The sequence below is a fragment of the Lactobacillus sp. JM1 genome, from assembly GCF_009834385.1.
GTDB classification, from domain to species: Bacteria; Bacillota; Bacilli; order Lactobacillales; family Lactobacillaceae; genus Lactobacillus; species Lactobacillus paragasseri.
Genome location: NZ_CP044412.1, coordinates 617,671 through 638,940 on the forward strand (window position 1 = coordinate 617,671; position 21,270 = coordinate 638,940).

Consider the following 21,270-nt stretch of genomic DNA (forward strand, 5'->3'; position numbering starts at 1 on the left):
ATTTATAAAAAGATATAGAGGGTTAAGATGCAAAATAGTGATAATATTGACAACATTATTGATCGTGTTTTATTCAGCCAGGATGATATTGAAGAAATTTGCCAAAGACTGGGCAAACAATTGACTGAAGACTACGCTGGAAAATTTCCATTAGTCATTGGTGTATTAAAGGGTGCAGTTTATTTCATGACGGATTTAACTCGTCACATGAATGTAAAGATGCAAAATGATTTCATGGATGTTTCAAGTTATGGTGACGGTTTTGAGTCAAGCGGCAAAGTTAGACTAGATATTGACGTTCAAGCTGATGTCAAAGATAGAGACGTTTTACTTGTTGAAGATATTGTTGATACTGGTCATACTTTGAAGTTTATGAAGGATTTATTAACTAAGCGCGGTGCCAAGAGCGTAAAATGCTGTGCTTTGCTTAATAAAACTGAACGTCGTGAAGATGATGTAGTTGTAGATTACTTTGGATCAAAAGTTGAAAATGAATTTGTTGTTGGCTATGGTTTAGATTACTTAAATGCATATCGTAATTTACCTTATGTCGGTGTTTTAAAACCAGAAGTTATTCAGGCAAACTTAAATCGTTAATAATTAAAATATTACTTTAATAGACAATCATAAAAGGGTTGAAAGCTGCTCGTTAGAGATAGTTTCAACCCTTTATTTGTAAATTAATTCTGCTGATTGTGCTTCTTCATATAATAGTAAACTGGTAATCCCAAAGCCGTTAATCCAATTCCAGTTATTGAAAGCCAAAATTCATTAATTACGGTACTAATTACAATAAACAAACCGCCGCCGATTGAAATGATGGGGATAATTGGGTACCAAGGAACAACATATGGACGATCTAGCTTAGGTTCACGATAGCGTAGAACTACCACTGCGATTGAAATTAATGTTGTAAAGGTCCACATGACAAATACCAACATATTAGTTAAGAGATCAAAAGTTCCTAAAAAAATCATTATTAAGGAAACAGTCAAGATAATTAAAGCACTAATTGTCGGCACACCTGTATTAATGTTAGTACGGCCGATTTTATTTGAAAATGGCAACATTTTATCTTTTGCTAGAGTATATGGAATTCTCATTCCGGTAAGCATGAAGCCATTAATTGCTCCATAAACAGAGATTAAAATTCCAATTGTAATTAATTTGCCGCCCAGACTGCCAAAGAGCTTTAATGAGGCAAGATAAGCTGTATTTTGGTTGCCAATTATTTCTTTAAAGGGAATTGCAGTTAAGAAAGCATAATTTACTAACACATAAATCAAGGTAATTGCGGATAGTCCGATAATAATCGCTCTTGAAAGGTTCTTTTCTGGTTCCTTTACTTCACCAGCTAAATTGGTAACATTAATCCAGCCATCATATGCGAATAAAGCAGCTAATAAACCACCACTTAAACCAGCCCAAAAAGAAACATTATGGCCAGAACTTAAGGGAAGTAAGTTGACACTAATTTTAGCTGGATTAAAAAGACCAAAAATCACAATTAAAGCAATTGGAATTGCCTTCAGAATTGTCATCGCTGACTGCATTCTGGTTGAGAACTTGGTAGAAATAAAATTTAAACTCATTAAAAAAAGAGCGAGCAATAAAGCAATCAGGGTTGCATATTTAGTAGGGAAACCAAATAAGACAGCAAACTGTTGCCCAAATACCACGCTTAAAGCGGCGATATTGGCAGGAAAGTAGACCAGCATTTGTGCCCAGCCAAATAAAAAGCCCCAAACTTTCCCATAAGTATATTCAATATATTTAATTGATCCGCCAGTAACTGGGAGTGCAGCAGCAATTTCAGAAACTGTTAGACCAGAAGCAATAGAAACGATACCGGCTAGAATCCAAACAAAAAGAGTTAAAGATGGTGTACCTGTTTCATGACTAATGCTACCAATTTTAAAGAAGACACCCCCGCCAATTACAGTTCCCACCACGGTTGCCAGAGCTTGTCCAAAGCTAATTTGTCTTTTCAATATGTGCTTTCCTTTCAATTCATTTATAACTTTTAGTATTGATATCATTTTATACTAAATTTTAGTGAAAGTGGTATAGAAAGGAGAAGTTCGTTAAAATAACTAATGGAGGGATGATTGTGCATCGTTATCGACATAAATATACTTTTCCAAGTATTATTATTTTGCTCATTCTAGCCTTTTCTGGACTGGTGTGGGGATATTTCAACATGAAGCAAAATACAACTGTGCCACGTGGTTCAAATATGAGCGTGCTTGGAATTGAATTAGATCAAACTAAAGATTATATTGACCTTCATAAATTAGAAAAGAACGGTATTTCATTTGTTTATTTGCGTTCAACGCAGGGGAAGTCGTATTTTGACGACAATTATTTGCTTTACCGTGATCAACTTCAGGGGACTAATCTTAATTTTGGTACAATTATTGCCTATAGTGATGAAACCAGCAATCAGGATCAGTATCAATATTTTGTAAATAAAGTAGGAACTAATACTGGCAGTTTACCAGTTATGATTGTACCGGCTACAAATCACTTAACGAAATCATATTGGAAAAAAATGGGTGAATTTGCTCAGATGATAAATAATCTTGGCAAGAGAACGATGATAGCAGGTGACTATCATTATCATAATTACTTTCCAGAAGGAACAAGATTTTTATATACGGGAGCAAGTTTAAAAGACAGGCGACATTATGCCTTTTGGTGTTACACTCAAAATGGAAGAGTTAAAAATATTGATAATTTAGATCGAGATGTAACAATGTTTGCTTACATTGGTACTAATACGCAATATGCGCAATTATATAGTCAAGAAAAAACACAATAGAGGAAGTAAAATGTATTCACAAGCAGTTTCACAAGTTCTAGAAAGAGAACACAAGACTAAACCAACTTTAATTCAAGAGCGGACGTATGATGCAATACGCAATGGTGCAAGTCTGGTTGGACTAGCTAAGACTGGTACGGGAAAGACTTGGGCATATGGATTGCCAGTAATGGAGCGCGTTGCAGACATTGGCGGTCGAGGGGTAATTTTAGAGCCAACAACTGAACTAGCAATTCAAACGAGAAATAATCTTTTGCATTATGCCAAAGCTTTAGGACTTAAAACAATCGCACTAGTTGGGGCTGGTAATAGAAAAAGACAATTAGAGCGTTTAAAAAAAGAAAAGCCAGAGATAATTATTGCTACTCCAGGAAGATTTTTTGACTTTCTATCAGAGAATCGAATTAAGTATCAAGATATTAATGCTTTAGTAATTGATGAGGCAGATGATATTCTAGAATTTGCAAAATTAGATTTATTGAGTTCCTTAGGACAAAATTTATCTTCAACAGCTCAAATTTTACTTTTTGGTGCCTCAGAATCTGAAGTTACAAAAAATGCAGAAAATCTTTTTAATCATACTTTTTTATTAGTTGATGTACGCCCAGAGCAAAAGTCTGAAGTTAAACATTATTTCTTGCAAGTTTCAAATGAATATAAAATGCAGTTTCTACAACGCTTAGCAAAGTTAGATAAATTCAAAGGTATCCTGTTCTTTGACAGTAGCGAAACTGAAATGAGATTTGCGCGAATTTTTAATCGCAGCAAGACTAAATTTGCTGTTTTAAGTAATGAAACGAGCAAGCAAAACCGTGAAAAGTTGCTTAGTAATTTCAGAGCAGGTCGAATTAAGTTTTTATTTGCGACTGATTTAGCTGCGCGTGGCTTAGATTTACCTGATGTTAGTTATGTCATTAATTTTGAAATACCAAGTGAAGTTAATACATACTTGCATCGTAGTGGTAGAACTGGACGGATGAATAAGTCAGGAACAGTCGTTACTCTTGGGGATGACCATGATTTTAGAAATCTAAAGAAATTGCTGGCTGGTACGTATCAAATTGAAAGAGCATATTTTGCTGGCTATAGTTTAACCACTGAAAAACCTAAGCTTAAAAAAGAAGAGAATGCAGAAAAGAAAGAGCATAAAAAGGTGGAAAAAAATAAGCCAAAGCATAAAAAGAAACGTTGGCGTAATAAGAAAAATAAAGGATATCATCCTCGAAAGAGCAGAGGAGAGAAATAATGTCATCTTTAGTTAAATGGCTTGAAACTTACGTTTTACCTCCTGCATCTCGCTTAGCTCAAGTCCGCTGGCTAGTTGCAATGCGGGATACTTTTATTTCTTTACTACCAATTACAATGGCTGGTTCAATTGCAATGCTATTTAATAGCATCATTAGAGCCGCTAAAGTGCAAATGCATTGGGATACCTTTTATTCTTTGATGCAGCCGATTGTCGCAATTGATAATATTATTTGGGAAGGTACATTTGCACTTTTTGCAGTTTATTTTGCGATTTCTTGGGGCTATCACTTAGCTAAGACCTATGAAGTAAATCGTTTTGCTGGTTCAGTTGCTTCCTTAGTTGCTTTTGCAATGAGTATTAGCGATTCAGTGAAATTACGTATTGATGGAGATGTGGTTGATATTAAAAATGCTTTTGATATTAAGCAGTTTTCAACAATGGGATTATTTACAGCTATTATTTTTGGCTGTATTGGGACTGCCTTGTTTATTGTATTTTATAAGGCAAGAATTCGGCTTAAAGTTGATACCAGTATGCCCCATGCGGAATGGGTAGCATTTAGTACTTTAATTCCAATTCTACTTTCAGTATTTATTGTTGGCTTTGTTAATTACGCCTTTCAACGGCTTACTGGAACTTATTTTGGTAATTGGCTTCTTGCTACTATTCAGCGTCCCTTGGTTAATTTGGGGCAGGGTTTTGGAGTCGTCTTATTGGTTACCTTTCTAGTTCAAATCTTTTGGTTCTTTGGGATTAACGGCATTAGCGTTTTAACTCCAGTGATGGACTCTTTGTGGTTAACTCCAGAAAATATTAACGTTACAGCTGTTCGAAATAGTGAGCATGTTCCATATATTTGGGTTCGCGATTCATTTAATGTATTTGCTTGGTTTGGTGGAGCAGGAGGTACATTAGTATTAATTATTGCAATCTTGATGTTTTCTAAACGTAAAGATTATCGAACAATAGCGAAGATGGCTGTAGCACCTGGGGTATTTAATATTAATGAGCCTATTATTTTTGGCTTACCTGTAGTTTTTAATCCAGTTTATTTAATTCCATTTGTTGTTGCTCCGCTTGTAAATGTGTCACTAGCATATTGGGCTACAACGGCCGGCCTAGTTAATCCGGTTCAAATTTTTGTTCCAACAGTAATGCCGCCACTTATTGGACCATTTCTAGCATGTAATTATGACTGGCGTGCTATTGTTTTAGCGCTTATTAATATGGTAATTGCACTTCTTATCTGGATGCCGTTTGTTTTTGCAGCTGACAAGATTGCTAAACAAGATAATAATCAACGCAATTTCTATTTACCATAGTATTAAATTTTTAATAGTTAAAAGTCAGTTTTTATGTTAAAGTAGAAACTGATTCTGACCCCGTAGTTCATCTGGATAGAACAATGGTCTCCTAAACCGTAGAGGTGAGTTCGAATCTCACCGGGGTCATAATTAAAAAGGTATGTACTTCAATTATAAGGAGTACATACCTTTTTGAATATCAGACGTATTTTAATGGATTGATAAAAATTTTCAAAACAACCCAGAGAAAAATAATTAATAAGATGGCAATAATTCCAATTAAAAAATATTTAGTCCTTCGGGGATAGGAATTTCCTAAAAGAAAAACCAGACAGAACACTATAATGGTAATCAGAATTGCAGCCAGAGATAAAAAACTAAACATAATATATTTCACTTTCCTTATAATATATAAGTATAAATTAGTTCGGCTAATAGTACCAAAGAAAATTGAATTAGGCTATAGTATAAGAGATAAGCTATAAGGCGAGGAAATATTTATGAAGAAAATCGAAGTTATGACTGTTTTTGGAACTAGGCCAGAAGCTATTAAGATGGCCCCCTTAGTGTTAAAGCTAAAACAAGATGAGCGTTTTGAGGAAATAACGGTAGTAAGTGCGCAGCACCGTGAGATGCTTGATCAGGTGTTAGATATTTTTAAAATCAAACCTGATTATGATTTTAATATTATGCACAAAAATCAAACTTTGGAAGATATTACTTCAAAGGTATTGATTGATATGGCAAAAGTAATCAAAACAGAACGTCCAGATATCGTTTTGGTTCATGGTGATACAACCACTAGCTTTGCGGCTGGTCTTGCAACGTTTTATGAACAAACTACTTTAGGTCATGTTGAAGCAGGTCTTAGAACCTGGAATAAATATTCACCGTTTCCTGAAGAAATGAATCGGCAAATGACAGATGATTTAGCAGATTTGTATTTTGCACCAACTGAATTAAGTAAAAAGAATTTAATTAAAGAAAATCATCTAAGCGATAATATTTATGTTACTGGAAATACGGCAATTGATGCATTAGAGCAAACAGTAAAAAAAGATTATCACCATGACGTTCTTGATGAGATTAAACCTGGCAATAGAGCTATTTTAGTTACTATGCACCGCAGGGAAAATCAAGGTGAACCGATGAGACGCGTTTTTAAAGTAATGAAGCAGGTAGTTGATAGTTATGATGATGTAGAAATTATTTACCCGGTTCATCTTTCACCAAGAGTTCAAAAAGTTGCAAAGGAAGTACTGGGCGGGGACCCTCGAATTCACTTGATTAAACCACTTGATGTAGTTGATTTTCATAATTTGGCTAAAAGAAGTTACTTTATTATGACTGATTCAGGTGGGGTACAAGAAGAAGCACCTTCTCTTGGTAAACCGGTATTAGTTTTACGCGATACGACTGAACGCCCAGAGGGTGTTGAAGCAGGAACTTTGAAGCTTGTAGGCACTGAAGTAAATAAGGTTCATGATGAAATGATTCGCTTACTTGAAGACAAGAATGCCTATGATGAAATGGCTAATGCTAAGAATCCATATGGAGATGGCAAGGCTTCAGATCGAATTATGGATGCAATTGCTTATTATTTTGATAAAGAACATAATCAAAAACCAGCAGATTTTAGATAAAAATAAAGCTCCAGAAATTAATCTGGAGCTTTTTTCATTATTTCTTATTAAAATGATCTTTAAATCTTTTAGCAAACTTGTTACTAGTATTAAGGAAAATTGATTTAGTAGTTAAATAGTTAAAAATACCTACTAAAATTTGATCGACAATTTTTACAAAAAGAGCATTCCAGTGAAGCCAGGAAATACCAACTAACATAATCAAGTTATCAGGAATCAAACTGATAATTCGGTAAATAAAGAATAAGCATAATTGGTAAACAACGCCATGCTGCTTATCAACATTTTGAATGAAGACGCCATGTTTATTAAAAGAAAAAGAGGCTAAGTTAGAAATAATGAAAGCGACTGTGTTGGCATAAATTACTGGAATTTTCCAAACATTATGAAATAAAAGAAAGCAGGCAATATTAATGACTGCTGCTAAAAAGCCAAAGATAACGTAAACATAAAAGTTTCGGTGCCTGGCAACAAGCTTACTTCCAAGCTCTCGTAACTGGGCTTGGGTAATCTTTTGCCCCTTTCTTTTATGATGATTTTTAGTCATTAAATGCCTCGACTATTTCTTCGGTAGCTTGATCAATTAAATCAATATCTTCGTCATCAACAGCGTTTTCGATTTTTACTGGTTTTGCTACTTCAACTGCGCCGCACTTAATAAATGCCTTTTCAAAGTCATCTACGTTTTCACAATAATGATCTTTGTATGTTTTATCTCCAGACCCCATAACGGCGAATTTTTTACCCGATAAGTCAAGAGTAACTAATTGGTCATAAAAGTCTTTTAATTCATCAGTCATCACACCTTCGCCGTAAGTATAAGTAACCATTACGCAAAGATCAGCATCAAGATAAGAAGAAGCATCTGCAAAACTGACATCAATATTTTCTACGTCAAAACCTGCATCTTGTAAATTTTCTTCTAAAATTTCTGCCATATCTTCATCATTACCAGTCATACTGGCAAAGACAATCTGTGCTTTCATGTAAAAAACTTCTTTCTATAACGTTTTCTCCTATTATACTAAAGAAAGTTGGTGGTTTGTAATCTTAAGAGAAATTATTTAAGAAAAGCTTTATAATGAATGGTTGAGACTGTCTTAATGACTACTAAATTATGTTTATTTAAGGTATGCTAATAGTATATAAATATTAAAAAAGGAGATTTTTTAATGATAACAATTAAGTCAAAACGTGAACTTCAGGGTATGCAAAAATCAGGTCGCGTTTTAGCAGCAATGTTTGAAGGCTTACGTGATGTTATTAAGCCTGGAATTTCTACTTGGGAAATCGAAGAATTTGCTCAAGATTTTATGAAAAAACATGGTGGTCGTCTTTCAGAACAAGGTTTTGAAGGCTATAAATACGGCACTTGTATTAGTGTTAATGACGAAATTGCACATGCCATTCCTCGAAAAGATAAGATCTTAAAAGAAGGCGACTTAGTTAGTGTTGACGTAACTTGTAACGTCGATGGCTATGAAACTGACTCTTGCACTACTTACGGCGTTGGTGAAATTTCTGCTGAAGATCAAAAATTAATGGATGTTACCAAAAAGGCAATGTACATGGGAATTGATCAAGCTGTAGTTGGTAATCGTATTGGTGATATTGGTAGCGTTATTCAGAACTACGTTGAAAATGAAAATGGCTACGGAGACGTTCGTGAATTAGTTGGTCACGGAATTCAACCATCTATTCATGAAGATCCTGAAGTTCCTCACTGGGGTAAGGCTGGTCACGGCTTACGTTTACGTGAAGGTATGACAATTACTGTTGAACCAATGGTCGAAGCTGGTGGTGATTGGAGAATTGAACAAAAGACTGTTTCTGATCCAAACGATGACTGGGTTTACTACGCAACTCCAGATGGCTCAAAGTCAGCACAATTTGAGCATACTTTTGCGATCACTCCAGATGGTCCAAAGATTTTGACTTTGCAAAAGCCATATGATGGCTATGAAAAGTATCTTCCTCATTTTTTAGATGAAGATTAATAAGTAAAATATTTTATGAAATCTTTTCTCAATCAGACTAGGAACCGTACAGCAAATTTTATTCAATTACTATCAAAACATATTAGCCAGGGTGAAATAAACCAAAATTCCATTATTATTGCTTATTATGTATTGTTAAGTATTTTTCCAATCATAATTATTATTGGAAATGTTTTACCTTTATTTAGTATTGATACCAAGCCAATTGCTCGTTATTTAGAATTGATTTTTCCAAGTCAAGTTTCAAGCTTAATTATGCCGATTGTTAATGCTTTATTGAAAAAACATTCAAGTGGATTTATTTCTTTAGGTATTGTAGTTGCAATTTGGTCATTGAGTTGTTTGGTTAATTCGATTCGCTTGGGCGCAAATAAAATCTATGGCGTTGATAAGCAAGAAAAGGGAAAATCTTGGTGGAATTATTTACTAGCCAGAACTTTCACTTTTGCTTTATCAGTAATTTTAGTAGTTGGATTTTCAATAATAATTTTCATTTTCACTTTTGGTAGACAAATTATGGAATTTTTGGCCCCAATTTTTAACCTATCCTTATGGTGGGTTTATAAATTAGAAAATTATCGCTGGCCGATCATAATTTTAATGACAGTGATAGTGAATTTGTACATTAACTATGTAATTCCAAATATTCGAGTTCAAAAACGTGTGGTTTGGCCAGGAGTATGGTTTACTGTAATAAGCTGGAGTACCTTATCATATTTCTTTGGGTTATACCTAAGACAATTTGGGACACGCTGGCAAAATTACGGGATTGTAGGCTCATTTATTATCTTTATGCTTTGGCTTAATGTAGGTTCATTCTTATTATTGCTGGGTATTTGTATTAATGCAGCAGGAGATGAACTAAAAGGTAGAAAGATTGAATACAGTCAAAGCCCGATTTTGAGAATTTTTAGAAAAAACAAAGAATTACCTAAATAAGTTGACGTAAGTTTGGTAAAATCCATTATGGAAAGCTTATTTTTGTGAGGAGAATAAAATGAAAGTAAGAAAAGCAGTTATTCCAGCAGCTGGATTAGGAACTAGATTTTTACCTGCAACTAAGGCTATGCCTAAGGAAATGGTACCAATTGTTGATAAACCAACAATTCAATTTATCGTAGAGGAAGCAAAAAAATCAGGAATTGAAGATATCTTGATTGTTACTGGTAAGAACAAGCGCTCAATTGAAGATCACTTCGATGCTAACCCAGAACTAGAACAAGATTTGGAAGAAAAGGGTAAGACTGAACTTTTACACTTGACTCAATCAATTACTAATTTAGGTGTTAACCTTTACTACACTCGTCAACCACACCCAGCTGGTTTAGGAGATGCGATTTTAAGAGCTCGCAGCTTCGTTGGGGATGAACCATTTGCTGTTATGCTTGGTGACGATTTGATGGACGATAAAGTTCCACTAACTAAGCAATTGATTGATCGCTATGACAAAACACATGCTTCAACTATTGCTGTTATGCCTGTACCACACGAAGAAGTTTCTAAGTATGGTGTTATCGATCCAGATAACGAAATTGAACCAGGTTTGATTAACGTTAAAGCCTTTGTTGAAAAGCCAGATGTTGATAAGGCACCTAGTGATTACGCAATCATTGGTCGTTACTTATTGACTCCAGAAATTTTTGATATTTTAGCACATCAAAAACCTGGTCGTGGTGGTGAAATTCAATTAACTGATGCTATTGATACTATGAACAAGACTCAACGAGTATTTGCTCACGTATTTAACGGCGAACGTCATGATGTTGGTAACAAGGAAGGCTACCTTGAAACATCAATTGAATATGGTTTATCTCACCCACAAATTAAAGATGATTTACGTAAGTACATCATTGCAATGGGCCAAAAATTACAAAATGAAGATAAAAAGACTAATAAGAAAAAATAATAATTTTTATTAACATTTTAGAAAGAAACTATCGATCGATAGTTTCTTTTTTTGATAAAAAATATTTTTCATTTTTGCGTAATAGTAATTAGAAACTTTTCGTAAAAAAGGAGATGCCTATGCGCAAAAGTGAAAACGAGTTAGTAGCTAAGATCACTGATGATCCAGTATTCAGCTGGGTAATGGAACAGGATGATAATTGCTGCAAACTGTTGCAGGCAATTTTGCCTGAATTGAATATTACTCGAGTTGAGTTTGAAACACAGAAGAGATTGAAGTTTCATCCTGAAAAGCGAGGGACAATTCCGGATATTTTAGCTTATGATCAAGAAGGAAGAGTATATGACATTGAACTACAGGTATTACAGAATAAGTTTCTTGCTCAACGAATTCGATATTATTTTTCAATGATTGATCAGAATTTGTTGATGAGTGGTGGTAAGTATCGAGATTTACCAGAAACTTATGTGATTTTTATTTTGCCAAATGATCCATATGATCAAGATGAAAAATACTACGAATTTGCCTTTCAGCAGTTGAAACGAAAAAATCCATTGGTGCTTGATACTAAGCAACACGCAATTATCTTAAATGCGAGTGGGAGTATTGGTGAGGTTACACCGCGTCTACAAGGCTTTTTTGACTTGATTCATGATAAAATAAGTACAAAAGATGAGTTTATTGAAAAATTGAATCGAGAAGTTAAAAAGTTTGGTACTGATCCGGGAAGGAGAAAGGAACTTATGGATTATCAGATGCGACTAGATGATGAGAGAGAATTTGGAAAAGAACAGGGAAAACAAAAAGAGCAAATTTCTTCAATCAAGAGACTAATAAAAATGGCTCGGCAATTTAAAGCAAGCGATGATTTTATCTTAAAACAGCTTATGGAAGATTATGGCGATAATTTTTCAAAATCAGAATTGCAAGAGTTTATTAAAAAGAATAAATAAAATTAAAACAAGAATTATGTAAAAAAGAACATAATTCTTATTTTTTTAGTCAAAAAGTGTAATCTTTTTGCCAACTTCTTGTAAGTAGTGAGAAAATATAAGTAACACTTTTTATAAGGATTAAATGATGATTGAATATAAAAATATTTCGAAGAAATATCAGGATCAAGAAATCCTAAAAGATGTTTCTTTTACAGTGAAAAAAGGAGATATCTTCGTCTTAGTTGGACCTAGTGGTAGCGGCAAGACTACGCTACTAAAAATGTTTAATAGACTGATTGAACCAACAAAAGGTGAGATATTGTTAGATGATAAATCAATAAAAGACTACGATTTACGTAAATTAAGAGAAAAAACAGGCTACGTTTTGCAGACGGCCAGCTTGTTTCCAAATTTGACTGTTGGTGAGAACATTACCATTGTCTTAGAGCAAGAAGGCGTTAGTCGAAAAGAGCGACGCAAGAAACAAGAAGAATTACTAAAGTCAGTTGGTTTAGACCCAAAATTGTATTGCGATCGGATGCCAAATGAGCTTTCTGGTGGTGAGCAGCAAAGAGTGGGAATTATTCGTGCACTTGCTGCAAATCCTGAGGTAGTTCTTATGGATGAGCCTTTTTCTGCACTTGATCCAGTCGTGAGAAAGCAATTACAAGATTTATTGCTTAATCTCCATGATCAGCTCAATAAGACGGTGATATTTGTAACCCACGACATGCAGGAAGCAATTCGTTTAGGGAACACAATTGGTATCCTGCATAAAGGTGTTTTAGAGCAAGTTGGTAAACCAAGAGAAATTTTGCGTCATCCTGCCACCGAGTTTGTTCGAGAGTTTTTTGCCGGGAATCGAATTAATCAAAAACTTGATCTAGAAACCTTGCTCAAGAGCGAGTTGGGAGTAGATCCAAGATTTTATCCAAAGGTAGAGACTTTAGTTCGCTATCATGTCTACAGTGTGCAAGATTTGATTAAGGATTGTTCTAATCATCCTGATAGTTTATTTATTGCGGAAACGGAATTTGGCGAGTTTTTAATTGAACCAAAACGTGTTTGGAATTTCTTTTTAAAGTGGGTGGCTGGAAATGATTAAATCTTTGTGGCAAATGCTTTTAACAGAACATGATCAAATTTGGGCTACAACGCTTGTTCATATTAAAATTTCATTGATTGCGCTTCTTATCGCAATGGTCATTGCAATTCCGCTAGCTTTTATCTTAAAAGGACATAAAAAGGCAGCTGAATTCACACTGCAAATTGCTGGTATTATCCAAACTATTCCAAGTTTAGCAATTCTAGGTTTACTTCTACCATTTGTCGGCATTGGAACTACGCCTGCAATTATTGCCTTAGTTTTATATGCAATAATGCCAATTTTTCAGAATACTTATTCAGGTTTAACAGATATTCCTGATAACTTAGAAGAAGCAGCAACTGCTTTTGGTCTGACTAAATGGAAAAAGCTGCAGCGATTAGAAATTCCAATGGCAATGCCAATGATTTTTGCCGGAGTTAGAATTGCTTTAGTAATGATTATTGGTACCGCAACTCTTGCAGCCTTGATTGGTGGCGGAGGCTTGGGTACTTACATTTATGTCGGTATCAACTCAAACAACAATACAGAAGTTCTAATGGGTGCGATTTTATCTGCGCTGCTTGCTTTAGTATTTAGTGGCGTTTTAAAATTTATTGCTAAAAATAATAAGCGACTCAAGTGGGGAAGTATTATTATAGCTGTAATTTTGCTCATTTGGGGCGGAAGCAGTTTATATAGTCACTTTACCAGCACTTCAAAGAATGTCGCTGAACCTAAGCAAACAATTACAATTGCTGGGAAAATGGGCTCTGAGCCTGCTATTTTAATTAATATGTATAAGGATTTGATTGAGAAGAATGATCCAAATACAAAGGTAGTCTTAAAACCTAATTTTGGAGGAACAACTTTTTTGTTCAAGGCACTTCAAACAGATAAGGTTGATATTTATCCTGAATTTACAGGAACAGTCTTACAAACTTTAGTGAAAACGGGAAAAAAGACTGGTAATGATCCAAATCAAGTTTATGTTGAGGCTAGAAGCGATTTAAAGAAACAATTTGACATGGAATACTTGAAGCCAATGGCTTATCAAAACGGCTATGCCTTAGCAACAACGCAAAAATTTGCGAAAGATAACCATCTAACAAAGATGAGTGATTTAAATCGAGTTAATAAAAAAGTTCATGCGGCTTTTGATCCAGACTTTACTTCTTTAAAAGATGGATATCCTGGTTTAAAGAAAATTTACAAGTTAGATTTTGCTTCAATTAAAAGTACTGAATCAAGCATTCGATATCACGCTATTGCGAATAATCAAGCTAATATTGTTGATGGATACACTACTGATGCTGAGATTAAAAAGTATAACTTAGTGATGCTTGATGATGATAAAAAATTCTTTCCGCCTTATCAAGGTGCTCCGTTAATGAAGGCAAAGTTTGCAGAGAGAAATCCTCGAATTGTAAAGGCATTAAATAAATTAGCTGGTAAAATTACAACTCAAGAAATGCAGGAAATGAATTATCAGGTTAATGTTAAGCATGAAAAACCAGCTAAAGTAGCCCATGATTATTTGGTAAAACATGGATTAATTTAGAAAAGAGATAAGAATGACAAAGTATACAGTAAAAAGCGAGTTAACTGGGACTCCTTGGCAAATTGAAAATAGAACCAAAAAACATAAATTTATCGTAGATGAATCAGCAAGTGGTAAAAATGTTGCTCCTAATCCAGTAGAATATTTAGCTGGTGCAGTAAATTCCTGTATCTCAATTTCTGCGGGGATGATTGCTAACGTCCACCATCTAGACGTAAAGAACTTCAAGGTGACAAATCAAGCAATTACTACTAAGTTAGGCCATGGAAAATCAGTTGTCAGTGAAATGTTAATTACAGTTTCCTTTGATAGCTCCATGTCTAAAGAAGAAAAGCAGGACTTTTTAGCACATACCTTGCATGTTTCAACGGTTTATCAAACAGTCTCTCAAAGCATTAAAATTTATGTAGAATTAGAAGATTAATTTATAAAATACTCTTAGTTACTCGGACTAAGAGTATTTTTGCTTTTTTAGGAAAGATAGGGCAAGATATAAATTAATTAAGTTTTAGGGGGATTTAAGTTAAAAAAATAATTGCTAAACCAGTTGGAATGTTTGAATTATTCTATGATCTAGTTTTTGTCTATGCAATTTCTCGTATTCCAGCAATGATTCATCATCCTGTCAATGGTAGCATTCCTCTAATTACATTTTTGCAATTTTTATTAGTTGTCATTGTGGTAATGCAAATTTGGTTTTACCAGGTTATTTACTTTAATCGCTATAGTAAAAATAAAATTGGCGATCTGAGTGGTTTAGTATTAAATATGTTTGTTGCAGTGTATTTAGCCAATAATATTAATATTGAATGGCGGGTCACATTTCATTACTTTAATACGGCAATGGTTGTAATGGTTGCAACGCTTTTTTGCCAGTATTTGTTTACAAAAGTTGAAGAAAATAATGATAAAAAAGTTTTTCTAATCATTTTGGAACTCGAATTCTTACTAATAGTTTTAGGCCTTTTGGTTGGTTATCCAGCAGGAATTTATTTTTGTATTGCGGGCTATATCATCGGCTTTATTTTGCCAATCTTTTTATGGCATATGTTTAAAGAAGAGCACGTAAATTTTCCACATTTGGTTGAAAGAGTAAGTTTAATTGTCATCATTGCCTTTGGTGAAGCGATTGTTAACTTGGCAACTTACTTTAATAACAAAACACCGCTAGTTTACGCTGCACTTTTGTTTTTGTCTTTAGTTTTGATGTTTGCGAGCTATGCAATTTTATCAGATAAGTTAATCAACCATCATCAAATTAGTAAGGGCTTCGTGCTGATGTATAGTCATATCGCAATTGTAGTTTCGATTTTATTATCGACAGTATCTTTGCTTTATTTACAAATAAAAAATGTAAATAAATCATTTCTATTTTTCTTAATTATTGGCTCACTAAGTTTGTACTATTTTTCCTTAACTATTAATCAAATATATAACGAAAATACGTGCAAATTTGCCATTCGTGATTTTCTTACATTAATAACTATTTTCTCGTTGGGAGCAGTTTACTTATGGTTGGTAATAAGTTCTGAATTAGGTATTGCAATCTGCTTATTAATTTGGAACCTGGTATTTTTCTTAGATTTTCTAATGAAAAGCAAGAATTCTTTAAAATAGTGTAAGTGTGATTATTAAAAAATCTTTGACTGCTATAATATTAGTAAATCAATAAAGAAGGTTTAATATGGACATTTATGGTGGCTACGCCCCAGTTTTAGATAAACTACTTAATCAAATGCTGGAATATTTTAGAAAAGAAAATAAAATTCACCAAGAGCAAACCGGGGACAGTCTTTATGAACACTTAATTGGTCGAGTAAAAAGACCCGAAAGCATGATTGAAAAATGTCAGCGAAAAGAGCTGCCAGTAACTCCAGAATCAGCAATGAAAAAAATTCGAGACAGCGTTGGAATTCGGGTTGTCTGCAATTTTATTGACGATATTTATACTTGTATTGACTTGATTCAGGATTGGGATGATGTGGTAATTGTTAAGCAAAAAGACTACATTACCAATGCCAAGCCCAACGGTTACCGTTCTTACCACATGATTTTAGATGTTGAAAGACCTGAAAAAGACATTGAGGGCAATACTCCAGGACACTATTACGTTGAAGTACAGCTTAGAACAATTGCAATGGATACTTGGGCAAGTTTAGAGCATGAAATGAAGTATAAGCATAAGATAAAGAATCCTGAAATGATTGGTAAAGAGTTGAAGAGAGTTGCGGATGAATTGGCGTCTTGCGATGTAAGCATGCAGACCTTGCGTCATTTGATTAGAGAGGAAGACTAACTTAATGAAAATTTTACTGGCAGAGGACGAAGAACAGTTATCTCGTGTTTTGGTAGCAGCAATGAAAAGCGTTAATTATGATGTCGATGCTGTTTTTAATGGCAGAGATGCGGTAGAACTTGCTAAAAAGAATTCATATGATGTAATTATCTTAGATATCATGATGCCAATTATGGATGGCATTACTGCGCTGAAGCAAATTCGTAAAAGTGGCGACAAGACCTATGTATTAATGCTTACTGCAAAAGCAGAAATTGATGATCGCGTAACTGGTTTAGATAGCGGGGCAGATGATTATCTGACTAAACCATTTTCATTAAAAGAGTTGCTCGCTCGTTTACGTTCAAAAGAAAGACGAGATGATCAATATACTCCTAATGAGGTTGAGGTTGGCGATCTAGCCTTGAATGTATCTGAGCAAGAGCTAGTAAGTCATAATTCAATTCGCTTAGGAAGTAAAGAGACGCAACTTTTGAATTATTTGATGCTCAATGAAGGTAAAGAATTTTCAACTTCAGACCTATTAGCGCATGTTTGGAAAGATGAAGATGATGCTAATGAAGAGGTAGTCTGGATTTATATTTCTTATTTAAGACAAAAACTACAATCGATTCGAAGTTCAGTTCAGATTGTAGGTGAAAAAGGCGGTAGTTTTTCATTAATTAGGTAGGTGAGATTAATGATTCAAAAATTTCGCTGGAAATTTATTGGAATGTCGATTATGGCGCTGTTCGTAGTTCTAGTTATTACGTTAGGTACATTACTTGGAATTAGCTACACTCAGAGCCATAATGAAGTCGATCGAGTATTGACAACCTTAGTCAATAACCAAGGTCAATTAACACCGCGTAACGCTAAACCAGTTTTTGGTAATCAAAAAGATCCAATTAATAAAAATTTCTTAGCTGGTGAGTATAATCCAGAAGCTATTTTTCAGTATCGCTATTTTACGGTTGCAAGTACCAAGAATAATACACCTAAAATAATAAACGACGCTAACGTGTACGATGTAGCGCAAAAGAAAATTATTAATACGAGTAAGCAGGTTTTTAAGGATAAAGTAACTAGTGGATCAGTCAGTATTGGCAATAATCAATATGCTTATCGAGTAGGTAAGGACCAAAAAGGTAATCAGTTTATTGTCTATTTGAACGAATCGCTGATCTATCATCGATTTTCTCTCTTATTTAGAGTTTCAGTGGTGCTGGGATTAATTGCTTTAATTGTTTTTGCACTGATTCTAATCTTAGTATCAAAAAAGGCAATTGGACCAATAATTACTACTTATCATAAGCAGCGCGAATTTATTACTAATGCAGGACATGAATTAAAGACGCCTTTAGCAATTATTTCGGCTAATACTGAAATGGAAGAAATGCTGGGGAATAATTCAGAATGGAATAAAAGTACAAAAGAGCAGGTTGATCGCTTAACTCGGTTAATTAATCGTTTAATTGCTTTAGCTAGAACCGGTGAAACTGGAGAAGTAGTTTTAAATAAGGTTAACTTTTCTGAGATTGTTAAAAAGAATGTTACTAACTTTAAGTCGGTCATGCAGAAGAATGATTTGAAGTATAATGCGATAATTATGCCAGATTTGTATGTAAAGGCCGAAAGAAATATTTTAAGTGAATTGACTAATATTTTATTAGATAATGCACGAAAATATTGTGATAAAGATGGTGAAGTTAAGGTAAGTTTGACTAAGGGCAGACTTGGTACAAATGCAATTTTAAAGGTTGCAAATACTTATAAAGAAGGAAAGGGGAAAGATTATTCTCACTTCTTTGAAAGATTTTATCGTGAAGATGAATCTCACAATTCAAAAAAATCTGGTTTTGGTATTGGACTAGCAATGGCGCAAGAAATTGTGCAAACTTTCCATGGTAAGATTCATGTTAATCATAAAGACGAGATGATTGTTTTTACAGTGATTTTAAGATTAGCAAAATAAAAGCAGTTAGTTTTCAGTTTTGAAGACTAACTGCTTTTTTGCATATATTATATTTTTTTTATTATCATCTTAAAAATGAATCCAATACATAGTCGAACTTGAAGTTTCCATCTAAAACATCTCCGTTTCTTACATTTCATGAAAGATCAATTGAGTCTTATCTAAGTCAATTGTATAAGTCTCATCTTCAAGTGGGCGCTTAGTCATTCCCTGATCGGTTGAATAGATAATCAAACCTAATCTTGCACCAGCTGGTAATCGATAGAAAGTAGGTTGCAATTCAAACTCCAAGTCATAGAATTTACCTGCTTCAATCTTTTCAGCGTGTTTCATATCAGCGTAGTTTTGGACGTTCATATGCCCCTTAGTAATCAACTTAGCCTTTGTTTCTTTATCAGGAACAAATTCTTTCATTACTTCAGTTCCGAAACGGTAACCTAATTCCTGAATTTGATCGTTAAAGGACTTAGGAATTGGAGTAAGACGTTTTCTTGATCCTAAATCAACCAAAGCTACTGAAATTTGTCCTTTTGGAAGAGAAGTAGCAAGGCTCATCTTAATCTTAGGACGACCGACTAAAGTTACAGTATGAATGAACTCGTCAGTTACAAAGCGTAATTGCTGATCAAGCCACTTTTCTTCACCAGAGATAAAGTCATATTGCCATTTACCTTCGGAAATTTTAGCTTCTTTGAAGACTTTACCGCCTTGGTCGGTGAATGAAAGTTTATCATTGTCTTCGCCGCCATCTTTTAAGAGCTTACCTTTTTTATCAGGGAAGTAAATTTCTTTTTTACCTAATTCATTATTCCAAGTTGGTTCTTCATGCCAGATGTCTGGTTGTAAGTTGTCTTGGATTAATACATCTTCCCATTGCTTGTAGGCATTATTCTTAACACCTAATAATTCATGACAGAACCATAAATTCATTAAGTCTGAGAAGTCGATTGAAAGTAAGTTGTTCATGTTGTAGTGCGGACCTTGGTGCAAGAATAATTTATGCGCAATTGGTAATTTAGAAACTTTTTGCCAAACTTTGTAAACATTCTTTGGTTTAACATTCCAGTCGTTTAAACCATGAACTGAGATCCAAGAACATTTGATATTATCAGTATGATGACGGTAATTTCTAGCTTCCCAGAAATCAGAATATTGACCAGTTTCACGATCTGATTTTTCTAAGAGACGTTTTTGCATAGCATCAAACTTTGGCTTGATCTTAAGATAGTCGCCAGCATCCCAAAGGTTAGACTGACAAGTTTCGGCAAGCATGTCTAAATCTTCACCTTGACAAGCTTCTGGAGCAATTACTAATCCATGTTCACGGTAGTAATCATACCAGGAAGAAATAGCTGCTTCTGAAACAACCGTTTTAAGTCCAGCAACGCCAGTAGTTGCAATTGCAATTTGAAGCGTACCTAAGTATGAACGACCTGTCATTCCAATATTACCATTACACCAAGATGCTTTGGTTTCATGTTTTCTAGTACGATCAGTATAAGCAATTCGGTCGCCATGAAGCCATTCGATAATTTCTTTAGCAGATTCAGTTTCTTCTGGAGCGCCAGTAATTCTTAAACCATCTGAACCACGGGTTCCGATTGCACCTGCATAGACATTAGCAAAACCGCGTGCAAGTAAGTATTCATTTAAAGAATAAGCTGCTTTGTGGACTGCTTCTTCAGTTGCCGCTTGATCTTCGCTAGCTGGCTTTTTAGCTTTAGCAGTCGGCATTGCTTCATATTTAGGATAAGGACTCTTACTTGCATCTTCTAAGTTGACATCTACATTGTGATTACGTTTTTCATTAGCGATAATTCCACCAAAATAGGGGTCAGCTGTATAAAGGGCAGGGAACTTGAAGTTGTTTGATTGATATGGTCGAAAGACAGTTACTTGAAGTAAATCGGGTTTGCCATCTTCATCAGTATCAAGATCGCTTTCGACATAAACAACTTCACGAATTACCTTACTCATATCAAAAACAGGTAAAGATTTTCCATTAAAGTACATAAACTTATTATTACCGTAAAATTGAGTGAAATAGCCCTTACCAGCCATATTATCAATGAAGGTTTGACCGTTTTTGGCACGAGTATTAAGTAAACGATAGAAGACCTTAATTAATTCATCACGATCAATCTCTTCTTTTTCGGTATATGGAAGGGCATTAGCCTTCATGCGAGCTAGGGGATCTTTTAAATCATAGTCATATTCCACATGATACCCCAGCAACTGCAAGGCAATATTATAGAAACTATTGCGTGAAATTGAAGCAGGATCTTTAGCTAAAAAGTCTTTTAAAGTTTCATTTTCACTAACTGCGAACTCTGCAAGTTTAGCTTCTTTTGCGCCATAAGTTTTTGCTTCCGCAACTGAATTTTCGACTAACGTAGCTAAAAGATCAGAAAAGCTGTTTTCTTTCCAATTATCAGGCAAGAAATTGATGGATTCTAATTCTTTGATCATTTGGTCAAAATCAGTTTGAAGATAACCATATTGATTGTATTTCATTAAATA

At 34.4% G+C, this 21,270-nt stretch carries 20 protein-coding genes and 1 tRNA gene; 17 read left to right on the forward strand and 4 right to left on the reverse strand.

From position 1 onward, the window contains the following. The first annotated feature begins 27 nt into the window (after nt 1-27). A complete protein-coding gene (gene hpt, locus F3I00_RS03045; RefSeq protein ID WP_003649185.1) occupies nt 28-597 on the forward strand; it encodes a hypoxanthine phosphoribosyltransferase in 570 nt (189 codons plus the stop codon). Nucleotides 598-680: 83 nt separating this feature from the next. Here hpt and F3I00_RS03050 read toward each other — a convergent pair whose 3' ends face one another. Further along, a complete protein-coding gene (locus tag F3I00_RS03050) occupies nt 681-1,991 on the reverse strand; it encodes an APC family permease (RefSeq protein WP_020806805.1) in 1,311 nt (436 codons plus the stop codon). Nucleotides 1,992-2,104: 113 nt separating this feature from the next. Between F3I00_RS03050 and F3I00_RS03055 the strand changes: the two genes are divergently transcribed. The 5 genes from F3I00_RS03055 to wecB all read left to right on the forward strand — a co-directional run bounded on the left by F3I00_RS03055 (nt 2,105) and on the right by wecB (nt 7,017). Next, nucleotides 2,105-2,821 carry a GH25 family lysozyme gene (locus F3I00_RS03055; RefSeq protein WP_020806804.1) on the forward strand — a complete coding sequence of 239 codons (717 nt, stop codon included), beginning with the start codon at nt 2,105-2,107 and terminating at the stop codon, nt 2,819-2,821. A 10-nt stretch (nt 2,822-2,831) separates the two neighbouring features. After that, nucleotides 2,832-4,067, forward strand: a complete 1,236-nt coding sequence (locus F3I00_RS03060; protein ID WP_020806803.1) for a DEAD/DEAH box helicase — start codon at nt 2,832-2,834, stop codon at nt 4,065-4,067. Then, a complete protein-coding gene (locus tag F3I00_RS03065) occupies nt 4,067-5,392 on the forward strand; it encodes a PTS sugar transporter subunit IIC (protein WP_020806802.1) in 1,326 nt (441 codons plus the stop codon). Before F3I00_RS03060 ends, F3I00_RS03065 begins: the two co-directional genes overlap by 1 nt. Nucleotides 5,393-5,448: 56 nt before the next feature. Further along, nucleotides 5,449-5,521, forward strand: a tRNA-Arg gene (locus tag F3I00_RS03070). Between the two features lie 353 nt (nt 5,522-5,874). Then, nucleotides 5,875-7,017 (forward strand): non-hydrolyzing UDP-N-acetylglucosamine 2-epimerase, encoded by a 1,143-nt coding sequence (wecB, locus tag F3I00_RS03075; RefSeq protein WP_020806801.1) that lies wholly within the window; start codon nt 5,875-5,877, stop codon nt 7,015-7,017. 37 nt (nt 7,018-7,054) lie between these two features. On the opposite strand, the gene F3I00_RS03080 is transcribed toward wecB, so the two are convergent. Then, nucleotides 7,055-7,564 carry a GtrA family protein gene (locus F3I00_RS03080; RefSeq protein WP_020806800.1) on the reverse strand — a complete coding sequence of 170 codons (510 nt, stop codon included), beginning with the start codon at nt 7,562-7,564 and terminating at the stop codon, nt 7,055-7,057. Next, entirely contained in the window at nt 7,557-8,003 is a 447-nt protein-coding gene (locus tag F3I00_RS03085) for a flavodoxin (RefSeq protein ID WP_003649178.1), read from the reverse strand. The genes F3I00_RS03080 and F3I00_RS03085 overlap by 8 nt, the downstream gene beginning before the upstream one ends. 186 nt (nt 8,004-8,189) lie before the next feature. Here F3I00_RS03085 and map point away from each other — a divergent pair, with 186 nt between their 5' ends. The 11 genes from map (at nt 8,190) to F3I00_RS03140 (ending at nt 18,750) form a co-directional block, all read left to right on the forward strand. Then, a complete protein-coding gene (map, locus tag F3I00_RS03090) occupies nt 8,190-9,014 on the forward strand; it encodes a type I methionyl aminopeptidase (RefSeq protein ID WP_003649177.1) in 825 nt (274 codons plus the stop codon). Between the two features lie 15 nt (nt 9,015-9,029). Next, complete coding sequence (locus tag F3I00_RS03095; protein ID WP_020806799.1) at nt 9,030-9,953, forward strand: YihY/virulence factor BrkB family protein; 924 nt, start codon at nt 9,030-9,032, stop codon at nt 9,951-9,953. Nucleotides 9,954-10,011: 58 nt separating this feature from the next. Continuing rightward, nucleotides 10,012-10,920 (forward strand): UTP--glucose-1-phosphate uridylyltransferase GalU, encoded by a 909-nt coding sequence (galU, locus tag F3I00_RS03100; RefSeq protein ID WP_003649175.1) that lies wholly within the window; start codon nt 10,012-10,014, stop codon nt 10,918-10,920. A gap of 119 nt (nt 10,921-11,039) precedes the next feature. After that, nucleotides 11,040-11,873, forward strand: coding sequence for an Rpn family recombination-promoting nuclease/putative transposase (locus F3I00_RS03105; protein ID WP_020806798.1), 834 nt, complete (start codon nt 11,040-11,042; stop codon nt 11,871-11,873). Between the two features lie 127 nt (nt 11,874-12,000). Further along, on the forward strand, nt 12,001-12,960 hold the full coding sequence (locus tag F3I00_RS03110) for an ABC transporter ATP-binding protein (RefSeq protein WP_020806797.1): 960 nt from the start codon (nt 12,001-12,003) through the stop codon (nt 12,958-12,960). Continuing rightward, complete coding sequence (locus F3I00_RS03115) at nt 12,953-14,500, forward strand: ABC transporter permease/substrate-binding protein (RefSeq protein WP_020806796.1); 1,548 nt, start codon at nt 12,953-12,955, stop codon at nt 14,498-14,500. Before F3I00_RS03110 ends, F3I00_RS03115 begins: the two co-directional genes overlap by 8 nt. 13 nt (nt 14,501-14,513) lie before the next feature. Next, a complete protein-coding gene (locus tag F3I00_RS03120; RefSeq protein ID WP_020806795.1) occupies nt 14,514-14,924 on the forward strand; it encodes an OsmC family protein in 411 nt (136 codons plus the stop codon). A gap of 128 nt (nt 14,925-15,052) precedes the next feature. Next, nucleotides 15,053-16,117: a low temperature requirement protein A gene (locus F3I00_RS03125; protein ID WP_020806794.1), complete on the forward strand. Its 1,065-nt coding sequence runs from the start codon at nt 15,053-15,055 to the stop codon at nt 16,115-16,117. A 67-nt stretch (nt 16,118-16,184) separates the two neighbouring features. Then, entirely contained in the window at nt 16,185-16,796 is a 612-nt protein-coding gene (locus tag F3I00_RS03130) for a GTP pyrophosphokinase family protein (RefSeq protein WP_020806793.1), read from the forward strand. Between the two features lie 4 nt (nt 16,797-16,800). After that, nucleotides 16,801-17,466, forward strand: a complete 666-nt coding sequence (locus F3I00_RS03135; RefSeq protein ID WP_020806792.1) for a response regulator transcription factor — start codon at nt 16,801-16,803, stop codon at nt 17,464-17,466. A gap of 9 nt (nt 17,467-17,475) precedes the next feature. After that, entirely contained in the window at nt 17,476-18,750 is a 1,275-nt protein-coding gene (locus tag F3I00_RS03140; RefSeq protein ID WP_020806791.1) for a cell wall metabolism sensor histidine kinase WalK, read from the forward strand. Between the two features lie 129 nt (nt 18,751-18,879). Here the strand turns inward: F3I00_RS03140 and F3I00_RS03145 are convergent, their stop codons facing one another. Further along, entirely contained in the window at nt 18,880-21,264 is a 2,385-nt protein-coding gene (locus F3I00_RS03145; RefSeq protein ID WP_020806790.1) for a Xaa-Pro dipeptidyl-peptidase, read from the reverse strand. Nucleotides 21,265-21,270 lie beyond the last annotated feature (6 nt).